This is a genomic window from Erwinia sp. V71, assembly GCF_965644245.1.
Classification (GTDB): Bacteria; Pseudomonadota; Gammaproteobacteria; order Enterobacterales; family Enterobacteriaceae; genus Erwinia.
The window spans coordinates 1-14751 of the sequence record NZ_CBFFRK010000108.1 but is presented as its reverse complement, the minus strand read 5'-3'; the positions used below and the strand labels follow the sequence as shown (position 1 = coordinate 14751).

The following is a 14751-nucleotide window of genomic DNA, read 5'->3' as shown; positions in this document are numbered from 1 at the left end:
CAAACCACATCAATCTTTGCCATCAATCATCCAAAGGGCAAAGAGTACAACAACACTAAGTCTGCGTCACGACCAAAAATGGTTTAGCGATATTTACGGCTTTCCCCCCTTTTATTCCTGCCATAGCCCGGTCATGATGCCAATACTTCGCACAGGCTTAACTATCAGGGGAATGCATCCAGGATTTATACCGCTTATCTGCCGTTTATATTCCACACTTAACTGGACCGCTTCCGGGCCAGTCAAAGGTCAAAAATAGCGCAAATTATTCAGTAGCGGGCGTTGACCTTTGTGTCAGAAGGCCAGATTTCATTAGCGACAATTCTTATAGCTCTGCTCAGCCAGGTTATGGCAAGCACGCGCTAAAATGAACAAAAAAACAACAAGTAACCTTTGCCGGACAGCATAACCTCAGACATATCAGGGTGAAGCGGGGAAAAGTGAGGGCCGGGAACAGCGTGCGGAGACCGGCTGCGCTAATTCTGAAAGTGCCTGCGCAGGCAGCCGGCAAAAAGAGAAAAAGGTTAGCCTGGTGATGTGACTTCAACCACCCGTGGCTCAGGTTTGATACGCATTGCCATGATCACGCCAGCCATCAGACAGAGGATACCCGCCAGCGTCAGCAGCGGCGGCCACTGCTGACGCAGCAGGAAGGTATAGGCAAGGCCCGCAAGGATCTCAAAGACAATCAGTGGCCCCACCAGCACCGTAGGCAGACGCTGGCTGGCTTCGTTCCAGCAGAGTGTGCCTAACCACGAGCACAGCAAACCGATCAATAACATCAGCGGAACAAACACCTCTGGTCGCGGGCCAAATGGCAGCGAGAACGCAGGCTGAGTCAGCGCCAGCTGGAGGCAAACCAGCACCCCGGCAATGAGCGCCACGGGCAGCGTCACCAGCCCCTGCGCGGTTGCCCAGGCAGCAGGGCGGTATTGCGGGTGCATTCTCAGCCAGCGGGCATTACGCAGCGGATACCATGTCCAGCAGGCCACAGCCGCCAGCGCCAGCGCAATACCGCTCAGATAGCGCCAGAGGCTGAAATCACTGCCAGCAAGGCTGAGTTCCGCCGCATTAACGCAAACCAGTCCTGCGGCAATCAGCAACAGTGCAGGCGTCAGCTTGCGCCAGGAAAGCCGGCCTTCGTGCTGGCCATATAACAGATTGGCGGTAACGGAAATCACCACGGGCAGAGTACCGATAATCATGGTCGAGATCGGCGCACCGGTGCGCTGAATAGCGCTGGCCAGGCAGGTGTAATAGATCAGGTTACCCACCAGCGTCAGCTTAAGAGCTTCAGTCCAGTCACGCCGCGTCAGCTCACGCAGACGTTGCCGCTTATGCCATGCCAGCGGCAACGCCACCAGCCCAAAGGCGATATAGCGTCCTGCAGATTGCAGACTGGCGGGATAGTCTGGCACCAGTAACGGGCCAACAAAGATAAGTCCCCACATTAAACCCGCGGAGAGGGCGAAGAGTACACCAGCGAACATAAGTCAGGCCTGAGATCAGCAAAAACATCCCTGCCACTCTGCCGCAGATGACAGCGAAAATATTGTATGAAATTGCGCTAACGGCGGGCGGCCAGCACCTGCTTCTGGTAACGAACCGGCGTAATACCATAACGCTGGGCGAAAGTGCGCGTCAGATGCGCCTGATCGGTCAGTCCTACCGCGGCCGCCACCTCTGCCGCCGCCATACCACGCGTCAGCAGCTGCTTCGCATCATATAAACGAAATGCCATCAGCATCTGATGTGGCGTAACGTGATACTGGCGTTTGAACTGGCGCAGGAAATGATAAGGGCTGAGGGAGACCAGTGCCGCCAGCTCTGCCAGCGTAATATTGCGCCCGACATTGGCGCGCAAATAGTCGCGCACCTGCTCAAAACGCGGTGCCGCTTCATGGGTTAGCGTGTTCGCCACTCGCGCATGCGGACGCAGCAGCTGGATCACATTGAACAGCTGGTTTTCTGCCGCCAGCGCATCCGTCGTCTGCCAGAGCGCGCTCAACGCCTGCGACAGCAGCCGTGAGGTGACAGGATCGTCACGCACCACATCGGTAAACCACCAGCCGCGCTCACCGGAGAGCGTTTCCATCATGTTCGGGTCAATGTAGATCATCTGATAACGCCAGCCATCCTGCGTCGCCGATTCCCCGGTATGCAGTTCGTCCGGGTTCATCAGCACCAGCGAATTCACTGGCGCAACATGGCTGGCACCGCGATAGCGAAAGCGCTCGGCACCGTAATCAATGGTGCCCATACCAAACGCTTCATGGGTATGCGGCTCAAAGGCGTAGCTGGAGATATGGGCGTGATACAGCTCCACCCCCGGCAATTCAGGTAAATGCCGGAAACGGGCGCGATCTTTTTCACAGGGAAACTGCTGCGGAACGCCTTGCACTGCCGATCTCCACTACGCTATAGGACCTCAAGCATAATAGAATGCAGGCAAACTGCTTAACAAAAAAGTACAGGAGTTGCCTTTTGAACAGCTTTTTCTCCGCGTTGCTGTCAGCAGAAGTGCGCTACCACGACCTGCCCGGCGAACGTGCGCCGATAGTTTTTATTCATGGTTTAGGCTGCGCGTCATCCTATGAATATCCGCGTGTAGCGGCGCAGCCTGAGCTGCGCGACCACCGTATTATTCTGGTGGATTTGCCCGGCTCCGGTTTTAGCGATAAACCCACCAGCTTCAGCTATAGCACCAGCGATCAGGCGCGCGTCATTGTCGAGCTGCTGAATCATCTGGCGTTACCGCCCTTTACCCTGTACGGCCACAGCATGGGCGGCAGTATCGCCAATGAAGTGGCAGCGCAGCAACCCGTGAATCTCACCACCTTACTGGTCTCCGAGCCCAACTGGCATGCGGGCGGCGGCGAGTTTAGCAGCCAGATTGCGGCGCAGGATGAAGTAGAGTTTATTGCTTACGGCCAGCAGCTGCTCATTGAAGAGGACAGCTCGCCGTGGGCGGGTTCGATGCAGATGACGCTGCCGCAGGCCGCCTGGCGTGGCGCGACCTCGCTGGTTAACGGCACGACGCCGTCATGGTGGGCGCTGTTTTGCGCCCTGCCGCTGCAAAAGGGCGTCATTGTTGGTGAGCATTCACTACCCGATCAGGATTATGACGCACTGAAGGCTCAGGGGATTTATACCGCCGTGGTGCCACATGCCGGGCACTCAATGTCGTGGGAAAATCCGCCGGGACTGGCCGCGGCAATTGCGGCAGGCTGCCAGCAATAAACCGCGGCCTGGCGCTTAGATCAGACCTTCAGCTTTCATCGCCTTAATCACCGCCGGACGCTGGGCGATATTCGCCCGGTACGCCTGCAGCGCTGGCCACAGGTCGAGGCTCAGACCGACAATGCCACTCCAGCCCAGCACGGTGAACAGGTAAGCATCGGCGATGGTAAAGCGGTCGCCGTTCAGCCAGCTGTTATCACCCAGCGCGCTGGCTAACCAGTCAAGGCGCTTATTCAGGTTAGCGGTCACTGCGGCTTTCCACTCTGGCGTCAGCGCCGGATTAAACAGTGCGCCCATATTTTTGTGCAGCTCGGTGGAGATAAAGCTCATCCACTCCAGCACTTCATAGCGAGCTTCACCAGAGGCTGGCAGCAGACCCGCTTCGGGTTTCTGATCGGCGAGATACTGAGAAATCACCGCGCCTTCGGTCAGCAGTTTGCCGCTATCCAGCTGCAGTGCCGGGATATAGCCTTTGCTGTTGATGGCATAGAAATCGTCGCCCGCTTCGGTGAGATGCGTTTTCAGATCAACGCGGGTCAGTGACACCGCTAAGCCAGCTTCTTCAGCAACAATATGTGGCGCCAGTGAACAGGCTCCCGGGCAGTAGTAGAGTTTCATCAACCATGATTCCTTATGCGTTTAATGGATAACCAGATAACATTTCCGCTTCAGTGTAGCGTTTAGCCTGGCAGTCACAAGCACTTAAGGAAGGTGCGATTTAATCATTCAAAGTTCTGTTCATGACTACAATGATTGCCGTTCATCTATCGTTTTCAGTGTTTTGGGCGGTTCTTTGTTCATTTACCATACGATGACAGGACGAAAAAATGGTTCCCATCGAATTAATCGCACCTTCCTTAACGCGACGGCAGTTAACACTAAATGCGGTCAGACTTTTTGCCTTATTCTGATCGCCGCCCGCAGGCGATCTGCGCTGGTTTTTAAGAATTATCAGGCACCCGCGGATGGCCTCATCGGCTATGCTCGGGGTCACAGTGAGAGTCGTTATCTGAAAGGAGTACCTACCATGCGAGGAGTAGCAAAACGTCATTTACTGCTGAGTCTGATCCTGCTGGCCCCCACACTCTGCTCTGCTAATGCTGCTTATGATCAGTTCCAGCAACAAAATGAGCAGATGCGTCAGCAACAGCAGCAACAGATGCGCCAGCAGCAGGAACAGCAGTTGCGGCAGCTGGAAGAAGACCACCGCCGACGCCAGCAGGAAGTGGCGGAGCAAAATCGTCAGGTGCAGGAGAATCTTGACCGGATGAACCGTGAAGCCGAGGCACAGCACCGACAGGAGCAGAGCCGTGACCAGTAAACTGGCAGCATTACAGCAAAAATACCCGAACGCGGTCAGCTGGGCGTTTGGTGACTCAGCAGCAATGGCGGATGAGCTGGCCGCACTGGTGATTGCAGGCAAAAAAACCGCCAGCTGCTCATCACTGCACGCGTTTCAGCAGGATGATGACGCGCCAGCCATCGGCAGCTTCAGTATCATTTTAAGCGGCAGCCAGCAGCCGCTTTGCGTGATCCGCACCGTGGCATTACGTCTGATACGCTTCTGCGATGTCACCGCCGAACTGGCACAGAAAGAGGGCGAAGGCGATTTAAGTCTCGCGTTCTGGCGGGCCGAACATCAGGATTTTTTCACCCGCGCAGGCAGTTTCAGCCCGGAGATGGAGCTGGTGTTCGAGGAATTTCAGCTGGTTGAAGTGGTGTCATCCTGAAAACAGCGGCGGCACGCCGCAGCGCCCGCCGTTGGCTATCACTTACGCAACAGGCGCTGCAGCCGCCTGTTGCGCCACTGCTCAATCGCGCCATGCAGTACAAACATCCGCAGCCCGCGCACGACCAGTAACGTGCCCCAGATTATCGCGACCCACAACGACCAGGCATTGTGCGGAGAAGCGACGTAGTTAATCACCGCCAGCAGCGCACATACCACCACGGCCGTCACCAGCGAACGGTAAAAACGCGCTTCTTGCCGCAGCTGCTGCCTGACCTCGGTGATCCTTTGTTCCGCCGCCTCTTCGCCATCCTGCAGCTCGCCAGATAACGTCGCCACGCTGACATCAAACACCGCCGCCAGCGCACTCAGTGTCTCCAGCCCCGGCTTGTCACCGTTCTCAATACGCTGCACAGTACGCACGCTCAGTGACGCCAGCTCAGCCAGTTGCTCCTGCGACCAGGCGCGTTCCAGCCGCAATTTCCTGACCTGATTAATGCTGTTCATCTTATTGACTCCTCCAGTATTAAACGCTGGATAACAGTGTCTCCGACACCCGCCGCCAATAACACGATCGTCACCCGACAGTAACCTGACACCCACCCGACAGCGGGTGACAGGCGCAGCACAGTATTCACATCCCTGAGCAATAACAGGAGGTTACACCAGATAACGGCGGAACCAGTTAATGGTGCGTTCCCAGGCTAAATCAGCGGCGGCTTTGTCGTAGCGTGGCGTGGAATCATTGTGGAAACCGTGGTGCACGCCAGGATAGATATAGCCTTCATAGGTTTTGCCCGCCGCTTTCAGCGCTGCTTCATAAGCGGGCCAGCCTTCGTTGATGCGCGTATCCAGCTCCGCATAATGGATCAGCAACGGCGCTTTGATACGGGGCACATCTTCCGCTTTTGGCTGACGACCATAAAACGGTACTGCGGCCGCCAGTTCCGGGTAAGCCACCGCTGCCGCATTCGACACGCCGCCGCCATAGCAGAAGCCGGTAATCCCCACCTTGCCGTTCACCTGTTTATGCTGCATCAGGAACTCAACGGCGGCGAAAAAGTCATTCATCAGTTTGGTTGGGTCGATCTGCTGCTGCAGCTCACGCCCTTTGTCGTCATTGCCAGGATAACCACCAAGTGGACTCAACCCGTCCGGCGCTAAGGCAATAAAGCCCGCCTTGGCGACACGCCGCGCCACATCTTCGATATACGGGTTCAGGCCACGGTTTTCATGCACCACCACCACGCCTGGCACCGGGCCGGTGGCTTTCGCCGGACGCACCCAGTAGCCGCGCACTTTCTGCTGACCATTCGGTGACGGGTATTCAATGTATTCGGCAACAATATCCGGATCGGTAAATTCCACCTGCGTGGCTAACGCATAATTGGGCATCAGCGTGCTGAGTACCGTGGCGGCAGTGCTGCCGACAGCAAATTTCGATGCCAGTGAGAGAAACTCACGTTTAGTGATCTTACCGTGGGCATAGTGGTCATAAAGCTCAAGCAGTTCCGGGTCGAAATCTTTCGCGGTCAGACGTGTCATCACAGTGCTCCTTTCACAGTTGTTAACGGGGAAAAGCGGTCACTACACGATGGCGGAGGGCAAACCCGAGCAACTCCGCCATGGCACATCAGGCAAGGCGAAATACCGCTATCGCCTGTTGTAATGCATCGGTTTGCTGCTGTTGTACCTCAGCAACATGCAGCGTTTCCGCCACATGCGCCACATTATCCTGCACGCTGCTGTCGATACTGGTAATACTGTCCTGCATCTGCGCGATGCTCGACTTTTGCTGTTCACTCATCGCGGACAACTCATCGACCAGTCCCGTCAGCTGACCAATTCTGGTGATAATCTCCTGCATGGTCACCCCAGCCTGCTGCACCTGCTGTGCGCCACTGTGGGTGGATGCCGACGAAGTGGTAATCAGCTGGCGAATATCCTTCGCCGCCTGTTCACTGCGTGTCGCCAGCGTGCGCACTTCCGCTGCCACCACCGCGAAGCCTTTACCGTACTCGCCCGCGCTGGCCGCTTCCACCGAGGCATTGAGCGACAGAATATTGGTCTGGAATGCGATACCGTCAATCAGTTCGAGGATCGCGCTGATACGCTGTGATTCCTGACTGATTTGCGCCATCGACTGCACCGCCGCCTGCAGGTTTTCGCCGCCGCGCTGCGCCACCCGACGGGTATCTGCCGCCAGCTGACGTGCGTTTTGCGACTGGGCACTGGTTTGCTGTGCGGCGCTGTTCAGTTGTTCCATCGCGCTGACGACTTCTGTCAGCGCATGTGCCTGCTCATCGGTACGCGTCGACAGCGCGGCATTGCGCTGTTTAATCTGTTCGGATGCCGCCAGCAGTGTCGTCACCCCGCCGCTGACCTGTTCGAGCGTATCGTGCATGGTATCGAGAGTATGGCTGAAAGTGCGGGCAAACGGCGTCTGGCTGGCCCCTTTATCACTGACCAGTGTCAGATAGCCGGGTTCGCGGTTAATCCACGACGCCAGCTGCGCCACTTCACTCGCCGCGCGCGCATCCGCGGCCATATGCACTGCGATATAAATCAGGATAGCGGTCTGCGCGATAACAAACAGCGCATGGAACACCACCATATGAAAACCAGGATGCGGAAAGACCACCACGCCGAATAATCCCTGCTGCTGCAGAAAATTAAACAGCAGATGATGCACCGCAGCAGTCGCTGCACCCATCAGCAACGGACGGTAATCACGGTACGCCAGTAGCGCAGAGAGTAAGACAAAGACGGAAAAGTGGTATTCAGTTTCGCCATGCCCCAGCTGAATAAACAGGGCGGCAAAACCTAACATCACCACGGCAAAAAACAGCCGGGAAAAGAGCGTAGCGGGAAAAAGCCATTTTATGGCGCTGGCGCTCAGCGTCAGCGCGCCACCAGCGATAAATGCCAGCATCAGTTGCTGGTGATGCCAGCCAAGCAGCAGGCCAATCGCCAGCAGCAGCCAGAACAGCGCGAGCATCAGTCTGTCAGCATTCAGTGCAATAGTGGTCAGTGAAACCGCGATGGAGGGTTGATGCTGTGGTGCAGGTAATAAATTATCAGACATAGCATTCATCCAGAGAGTCAATTTATCTGTGATAAATCAGGAAACTACTTCTTTATTATGGGGATAACGCTAAGAAAACAGATTAGATGGACAGGTGTATTAAGGTCAACTGTAGCAGGTCTCTATTTTGTGGCGTATTTAATTTCCGCTTCGTTACGATAGTGAAAGAAAAGCCAAATAATAAATACAATACGTTGAGCGTGCTGCGCAGAGCCGATGGCGGCGGGCTGAAGACAGTCAGGCCCGCTGATAAAAGCGGGCCTGCAGAGAGGATCAGAAGGCGAAGCAGGAACAGCCCAGTGCGCCCCAGAAGGCATTGTCATCTGCCACCGGCACCGATGAGTGGCGCGCCACATCGTGCTGATGCTGGTGAACACCACACGGGCCGCTGCAGTGGTGTACCTGCGGCATCATACCAACGCGGCTGTTAGCCTGCGGCGGTGCGCTGCGGTAGTGGCCCGGCACCGTTACCACCGGCGACCACTCCGGCAATACCGGAATCGATGGCGGTGCCAGCGGGCCAAAACGTCCGGCGGCATACACAATCTCACCATCTACCACTGTCAGCACCGATTCGATACCTTTAATGGCTTCTTCCGCCACGCTGAAGTAGTCCTGCGACAGAATCGCCAGGTCCGCCAGCTGACCAGCCTTGATCTGTCCTTTTTTGCCCTGCTCGCTGGAGAACCAGGAGCTGCCCTGGGTCCAGAGCATCAGCGCGGTTTCGCGATCAAGACGGGCGTTATCGTCATACATTGCCATTCCACCCACAGTACGGCCAGATACCAGCCAGTACAGCGCCGTCCACGGGTTATAGCTCGCCACACGAGTGGCATCAGTGCCCAGCCCTACCGGCACGCCAGCCTGCAGCATTTTCGCCACTGGCGGTGTCTGTTTCGTGGCTTCTTTGCCATAACGCTCGGCAAAATATTCGCCCTGGAACGCCATGCGATGCTGTACCGCAATACCGCCGCCGAGCGCTTTCACGCGTTCAATATTGGCTTCGGAAATGGTTTCGGCGTGATCGAAGAACCAGTGCAGGCCGTTAAACGGAATATCACGGTTCACCTTTTCAAACACATCCAGCATACGGCTGATGGATTCGTTATAAGTTGCGTGCAGGCGGAACGGCCAGCGGTGTTCCACCAGATGCCGCACCACACGTTCCAGTTCATCTTCCATCCCCGGCGCCAGGTCCGGACGCGGTTCGAGGAAATCTTCGAAGTCGGCTGCCGAAAACACCAGCATTTCGCCTGCGCCGTTATGACGATAGAAATCCGTGCCCTGCCCCGGTTGCAGCATATCGGTCCACTTTTCGAAATCTTCCAGCTCATGTCCCGGGTGCTGGGTAAACAGGTTATAGGCGATGCGCACCGTCAGCTGTTTTTTCGCATGCAGTTCCGAGATCACTTCATAGTCATCGGGATAGTTCTGGAAGCCACCGCCCGCATCAATGGCGCTGGTCAGGCCGAGGCGGTTCAGCTCGCGCATAAACTGACGCGTGGAGTTCACCTGCTGATCCAGCGGCAGTTTCGGCCCTTTCGCCAGCGTCGCATACAGAATCATGGCGTTAGGTCGCGCAATCAGCATGCCGGTCGGATTGCCCTTGCTGTCGCGCTGAATTTCGCCGCCCGGCGGGTTCGGGGTATCGCGGGTGTAGCCCACCACTTTTAGCGCCGCACGGTTCAGCAGTGCGCGATCGTACAGGTGCAGGATAAATACCGGGGTATCCGGCGCCGCTTCATTAATTTCTTCCAGCGTCGGCATCCGGCGTTCGGCAAACTGGAACTCATTCCAGCCGCCCACCACGCGTACTCATTGTGGTGATGGCGTGCGCAGCGCCTGTTCTTTCAGCATGCGCAGCGCGTCCGCCAGTGACGGCACACCTTCCCAGCGCAGTTCAAGGTTGTAGTTCAGGCCGCCGCGGATCAGGTGCAGATGCGAGTCATTCAGGCCAGGAATGGCGGTATGACCGTGCAGATCCACCACTTTTGTTGCCGCATCGGCGAACTGCATCACCTCTGCTTCGTTGCCGACAGCGAGGAACTTGCCGTCTTTGATTGCCACCGCCGTAGCCTGCAGATTTTCGCGGTCGACGGTATGAAATTTGCCGTTGGTCAGAATGAGTGAAGCCGTTGTCATAACTGTTTCTCCGGATTGGGCTTAAGCGCGCGGGCTCAGCCAGTTTTTAAGCAGCCGCGTGATTGCCGGCATCCACAGGTACACCACCAGCGCGACCACGCTGGCGTCATTCAGCAAATGGCCCCACAGGGCACCTTTACTGGCGGGTAAGACATGGCCCCAGAACCACGGAACCAGGTTGGTTGACGGGAAGATCACCGCCAGTGTCACCAGATACTGTTTCCAGCGTGCCGGAGAAGCAGGCGTCGCCGGGGTAAACCAGAAGGCCGCGCCCGGACGCATCTCCAGATGCTCTGGCGCCACCAGCAGCTCTGCCAGTTCGGCGACCAGTACCTTGCGTTCGCTGGCGTTCAGCCAGTGATAAAGGTTGTCGAGATTGTCGAAACGCACCAGTACGGTATAGGTCAGTTCGCCGTGAACCGGGCGCAGTACGTTGACGCCCAGATGACCAGGAAACAGCGCCGCCTGAGGCATGATTGTCTCCAGCCAGCGTTCGTAGTCCGGCTGTTTATCCCGTTGCAGGCGATGGGTAATCACCAGGGTAATATGTTGTGCCTGATGCGGATAATCCACGTTACGCTCCTCACGTTACCCGTGGCGAAAACGAATTCTGAAAGTGTCGCCAGGGGGTTGTATTGCATGCGGAAACGATACGAAATAGGCAGGTTGATTGATAACGGAAAGATTTTGGGTTGTTGTTAAACAATTTTTGGGGTGGTGAATAGATGCGATTAAACCTTGAAGCGCTGCTGATCCTGGATGCCCTGGACCGCCATGGCACCTTTGCCGCGGCCGCGGCCAGAATGTTTAAAACCGCTTCCGCACTGAGTTATACGATTCAAAAGATGGAAAGCGATCTCGGTATTACGCTGCTGGATCGCTCCGGCCATCGCGCAACCTTTACCGCGACCGGTCGCCTGATGCTGGAAAAAGGCCGCGTGTTGCTGCGCGCGGTGGGCGAGCTGGAGCAGCAGGCGAAATATGTCGAAAGTGGCTGGGAAAGTAAGCTGACCATCAGCCTCGATGCATCAGTGCCCTTTTCCCTGCTTTCGCCGCTGATAGATGAGTTTTATCAGCAACATCAGCATACTCAGTTGCTGTTCCGTCACTATGTACTGGCGGGGTGCTGGGAAGCGCTGAGTTATGGTGACGCCGATATTGTATTTGGCGCGGTGCAGGAACCGCTGCGCCATCAGGGCGTGCAGTGTACGCCGATTGGCTGGCTGGAGTATGTGTTTGCCATTGCGCCGCATCATCCGCTGGCGTCGCTGCCGGAACCGCTGTTGCGTGAACAGATTCGCCAGTACCGGGCGGTGGTGGTGAATGATTCTTCGCGCCACGGCGAAGGCAGCGATCTGCGCGTGCTGGATGAGCAACCGATTCTCAGCGTGCACAGTTTTGCCGATAAGGTGCAGGCGCAACTCGACGGATTGGGTTGTGGCTATCTGCCGCGTTATCTTGCTAACCCACATCTGGCGAGTGGCGCACTGGTGGAGCGCCAGCTCGACAGCGCACCGCGGCGCGATCAGGCGTTTCTTGCCTGGAGTGACAGCGCCAGCGGTAATGCAGCGCTGTGGTGGCGGGAACGGTTGCAGAACTTTGCCGGGATTGGCGCGGTGTATGTGGCTGAGTGAGGGGCGGGGCAGCCACCGCGACGCGGAAAAGGCATCGCTGTAAGTTCTGTGTACTGCAAGGAACATCGCTTTTAGTTCGGCGTCGGCGCAGTGAACACGGTCAGCTACGGAAAGTCGCTTTTCGTCATCCCTGACCGCTCGGCCCGCGCCGTCCATGGCGCGGGACGCTTTCCTCCGCTGACCGTGTTCACTGCGCCCTGATTTTCTGCGTTGCGGTTAGTCTGCCCTGTGCTCTGAGTGGCTGTCTGCGATTCCAGCACGATGGGGTGCTGGCGGGTTCCCGATCTTGTGTGCTTTCCGTTTATGCGTTGCTGCTGATTCATCATGTTCTGAGTTTGTCAGTGTCCTGCGTATGGATCTCAGTTCAGTGACAGCAGATGATGCACCTGCGGTTTTTCCGTGCCGCGATGGAAGCGCTGAACTTCCTGCTGTAATGCCGCATCCGCATGTGAAACACGCTGGTGCTGGCGCAGATGTTCCTGCCATGACTCCACCAGGAACCACTCCACCAGCGTATCCGGCTCAGCGCTGTGCTGCGCGATACCCCATGCCGATGCCCCACCGCGGCGGCGTGCCAGTGACAGTTGCCGAATCGCCGCCAGGAAAGCAGGACGATCTTCCGCCGCCACCTGATAGTGAATCTGAATCATCACCGGACCTTGTGCGCCATGGCTGTCATGCTGATGGTCTTCCAGCGCAGGCTCATCCCAGTGACCTGAAGGTTGTAAGTCTGCCTCGCCTGCCGGTAGTTTCAGTTTCCAGCACAGCAGCGCCGTCAGCAGTAACGCACCACCCGCCAGCAGCAACGCCATTACCAGTCCGGTATGGCTGGCGACGATCCCCCAGAACAGGCTGCCTGCCGCCATCGCGCCATTAAATACCATCAGATACACGGAGAGCCCGCGCCCACGCACCCAGTCAGGCAGTACCGCCTGTGCCACACTGTTCAGCGTGGTCAGCGCGATAATCCAGCTGACGCCCAGCACAATCATCAGCGGCAGTGCCAGCACCACCATGACCAGCGCAGAAAGAGTAGCGGAAAGCAACAGTAAACCATCACTGCTGAGCAGCGCACGTATCCGCGCCAGCAGCAATGCGCCAGCAATCGCCCCGACACCGACCGCACCGAGCATCACGCCATAAAAACTGGCGCTGCCCTGCAGCAGGTTACGCGCCACCAGTGGCAGCAACGCCCAGATGGCGCTGGCGAAAACGAAGTACAGCGCCGCGCGCAGCAATACCCGATGCAGCTCGTGACTGGCGCGCACATAACGCAGACCGGCTCTGAACGCGCCAAAAAAGTGCTCCTGCAGCGCATCCTGCGTTCTGACCGGCCGCTTCCACCACAGCAGCGCAGCAATCACGAATACATAGCTCAGCACATCTGCGCCATATGCTGCCCAGGCACCAAATGCCGCCAGCAGTAAACCGCCTGCCGCCGGGCCAATCGCCCGCGCGATATTAATGCCGAGTGAATTGAGCGCCACGGCATTACGCAGCTGCGGGCGTGGCACCAGCTCCGGCACGATCGCCTGCCACGCAGGCCCCATCAGCGCCGCGCCAATGCCGCCGACAAAGGTCAGCGCCACCAGGTAATCGACCGTCAGCAGCTGGTAGTGCGACAGCAGTAACAGCGTGCCGCTGACGCTGGCCAGCAACAACTGAACCGCAATCAGTAAACGGCGACGGTCAACAATATCGGAGAGCACACCCGCCGGGATCGCCAGCAGGAAAAAGGGCAAGGTGGCGGCGGTTTGCATCAGCGCCACCGCCGCCGGGCTGGAGGATAACCCGGTCACCAGCCAGGAGCTGGCGACGTCGCGCATAAAACTACCGGTATTGCCCAATACTGTTGCCGCCCAAATCACGGCAAACAGTCCCTGAGTAAGCGGCGCAAACGCGCCGCCGGAGAGAGATTTCTGCTGGCTCATGCTCAGCCCCCGTTAGCTTATGACTTACGCGCTGGCGCTTTGTGCACCATGGTGTAGGCATAGTCGACGCCCATACCGTAGGCACCACTGTGCTCGCGTACCAGGTCCATCACGTCGTCATAGGTTTCTTTGCGCGACCAGTCGCGCTGGTATTCCAGCAGCACCTGCTGCCAGGTCACCGGCACTGCACCCGCCTGCACCATACGGTCGATGGAGCGCTCGTGGGCATCCACACTGGTGCCGCCAGAGGTATCCGTCACCACATACACTTCGTAACCGGCTTTCAGCGCCATCAGCGCCGGGAAGGTCAGGCACACTTCAGTCCACAGGGCGGAGATAATCAGTTTCTTACGACCCGTGGCTTCCACCGCTTTGACAAACGCCGCATCTTCCCAGGAGTTCATTGAGGTACGTTCAATCGGCGCCACATCAGGGTGTACCGCCAGCAGTTCCGGCCAGATATAGCCGCTGAAGCTTTCGGTTTCCACAGAGGTGTAAATCACCGGCACGTTAAAAATCTTGCCCGCTTTTGCCAGAGCGACGGTGTTATTTTTAAGCTGCTGGCGATCGATAATCGCCACGCCGAAGGACATTTGTGGCTGATGGTCGATGAAGATCAGCGCAGAGTTCTGTGGGTCCAGCAGGTCGAGTTTAGACATGATTATTTCCTCTTCAGTTTGTGATTTCGTTTCGGTGTTGTGCTGCTCTGGAAATCACAATACGGAATGGAACCGATCACTGATAGCGGAAAGAATTTGGCAACTCGTTAAGTTTTTTTTGACAGGACCTCCGGCATGAATGTCCATTAAAGTCATAACTTTACATGTTAAAAATCTTTCAACAACTCATCAAAAATTATGCCTTATCTTTCCGGGCAGCTAGCCTTTACCGTGGTGTGCAGCAACCCAAAACCACTTAAGGAAGGTGCGATTTAATCGTCAATTATGAGAACATAACCCTTTCTTTGACATAGACTTTTCACGATGCCCG

The 14751-nt window shown here is 56.8% G+C and carries 14 protein-coding genes and 1 pseudogene; 5 read left to right on the top strand and 10 right to left on the bottom strand.

Annotation, left to right across the window (positions count from 1 at the left end):
* Nucleotides 1–259 (top strand): hypothetical protein (locus tag ACSZO1_RS17725; protein WP_437614967.1); only part of this gene is annotated, 259 nt, incomplete at its 5' end.
* A 265-nt stretch (nucleotides 260–524) separates the two neighbouring features.
* Here the strand turns inward: ACSZO1_RS17725 and ACSZO1_RS17720 are convergent.
* Complete coding sequence (locus ACSZO1_RS17720; protein WP_437614965.1) at nucleotides 525–1490, bottom strand: DMT family transporter; 966 nt, start codon at nucleotides 1488–1490, stop codon at nucleotides 525–527.
* Between the two features lie 77 nt (nucleotides 1491–1567).
* Nucleotides 1568–2401 (bottom strand): AraC family ligand binding domain-containing protein, encoded by an 834-nt coding sequence (locus ACSZO1_RS17715; protein WP_437614963.1) that lies wholly within the window; start codon nucleotides 2399–2401, stop codon nucleotides 1568–1570.
* An 83-nt stretch (nucleotides 2402–2484) separates the two neighbouring features.
* Between ACSZO1_RS17715 and ACSZO1_RS17710 the strand changes: the two genes are divergently transcribed.
* Nucleotides 2485–3240: an alpha/beta fold hydrolase gene (locus tag ACSZO1_RS17710; RefSeq protein ID WP_437614961.1), complete on the top strand. Its 756-nt coding sequence runs from the start codon at nucleotides 2485–2487 to the stop codon at nucleotides 3238–3240.
* A gap of 15 nt (nucleotides 3241–3255) precedes the next feature.
* On the opposite strand, the gene gstA is transcribed toward ACSZO1_RS17710, so the two are convergent.
* Nucleotides 3256–3858 carry a glutathione transferase GstA gene (gstA, locus tag ACSZO1_RS17705; RefSeq protein WP_437614959.1) on the bottom strand — a complete coding sequence of 201 codons (603 nt, stop codon included), beginning with the start codon at nucleotides 3856–3858 and terminating at the stop codon, nucleotides 3256–3258.
* Between the two features lie 409 nt (nucleotides 3859–4267).
* Here gstA and ACSZO1_RS17700 point away from each other — a divergent pair, with 409 nt between their 5' ends.
* Both ACSZO1_RS17700 and ACSZO1_RS17695 read left to right on the top strand, forming a co-directional pair.
* Nucleotides 4268–4561 (top strand): hypothetical protein, encoded by a 294-nt coding sequence (locus ACSZO1_RS17700; protein ID WP_437614957.1) that lies wholly within the window; start codon nucleotides 4268–4270, stop codon nucleotides 4559–4561.
* A complete protein-coding gene (locus ACSZO1_RS17695; protein ID WP_437614955.1) occupies nucleotides 4551–4970 on the top strand; it encodes an ASCH domain-containing protein in 420 nt (139 codons plus the stop codon). The genes ACSZO1_RS17700 and ACSZO1_RS17695 overlap by 11 nt, the downstream gene beginning before the upstream one ends.
* Before the next feature lie 38 nt (nucleotides 4971–5008).
* Here the strand turns inward: ACSZO1_RS17695 and ACSZO1_RS17690 are convergent, their stop codons facing one another.
* From ACSZO1_RS17690 to ACSZO1_RS17670, 5 genes and pseudogenes are all read right to left on the bottom strand, one after another.
* Nucleotides 5009–5476, bottom strand: coding sequence for a helix-turn-helix domain-containing protein (locus ACSZO1_RS17690; protein WP_437614953.1), 468 nt, complete (start codon nucleotides 5474–5476; stop codon nucleotides 5009–5011).
* A gap of 153 nt (nucleotides 5477–5629) precedes the next feature.
* Entirely contained in the window at nucleotides 5630–6514 is an 885-nt protein-coding gene (gene yghX / locus ACSZO1_RS17685; RefSeq protein WP_437614951.1) for a YghX family hydrolase, read from the bottom strand.
* A gap of 88 nt (nucleotides 6515–6602) precedes the next feature.
* A complete protein-coding gene (locus tag ACSZO1_RS17680) occupies nucleotides 6603–8054 on the bottom strand; it encodes a methyl-accepting chemotaxis protein (protein WP_437614949.1) in 1452 nt (483 codons plus the stop codon).
* A 273-nt stretch (nucleotides 8055–8327) separates the two neighbouring features.
* Nucleotides 8328–10196: pseudogene (locus ACSZO1_RS17675) on the bottom strand (amidohydrolase).
* 21 nt (nucleotides 10197–10217) lie between these two features.
* Entirely contained in the window at nucleotides 10218–10769 is a 552-nt protein-coding gene (locus ACSZO1_RS17670) for an antibiotic biosynthesis monooxygenase (RefSeq protein ID WP_437614947.1), read from the bottom strand.
* A 152-nt stretch (nucleotides 10770–10921) separates the two neighbouring features.
* Here ACSZO1_RS17670 and ACSZO1_RS17665 point away from each other — a divergent pair, with 152 nt between their 5' ends.
* Nucleotides 10922–11830 carry a LysR family transcriptional regulator gene (locus ACSZO1_RS17665; RefSeq protein WP_437614945.1) on the top strand — a complete coding sequence of 303 codons (909 nt, stop codon included), beginning with the start codon at nucleotides 10922–10924 and terminating at the stop codon, nucleotides 11828–11830.
* Between the two features lie 359 nt (nucleotides 11831–12189).
* Here the strand turns inward: ACSZO1_RS17665 and ACSZO1_RS17660 are convergent, their stop codons facing one another.
* Together ACSZO1_RS17660 and ACSZO1_RS17655 are read right to left on the bottom strand one after the other, a co-directional pair.
* A complete protein-coding gene (locus tag ACSZO1_RS17660; RefSeq protein WP_437614943.1) occupies nucleotides 12190–13761 on the bottom strand; it encodes an MFS transporter in 1572 nt (523 codons plus the stop codon).
* Between the two features lie 17 nt (nucleotides 13762–13778).
* Nucleotides 13779–14420 carry a hydrolase gene (locus ACSZO1_RS17655; protein WP_437614941.1) on the bottom strand — a complete coding sequence of 214 codons (642 nt, stop codon included), beginning with the start codon at nucleotides 14418–14420 and terminating at the stop codon, nucleotides 13779–13781.
* Between the last annotated feature and the right edge of the window lie 331 nt (nucleotides 14421–14751).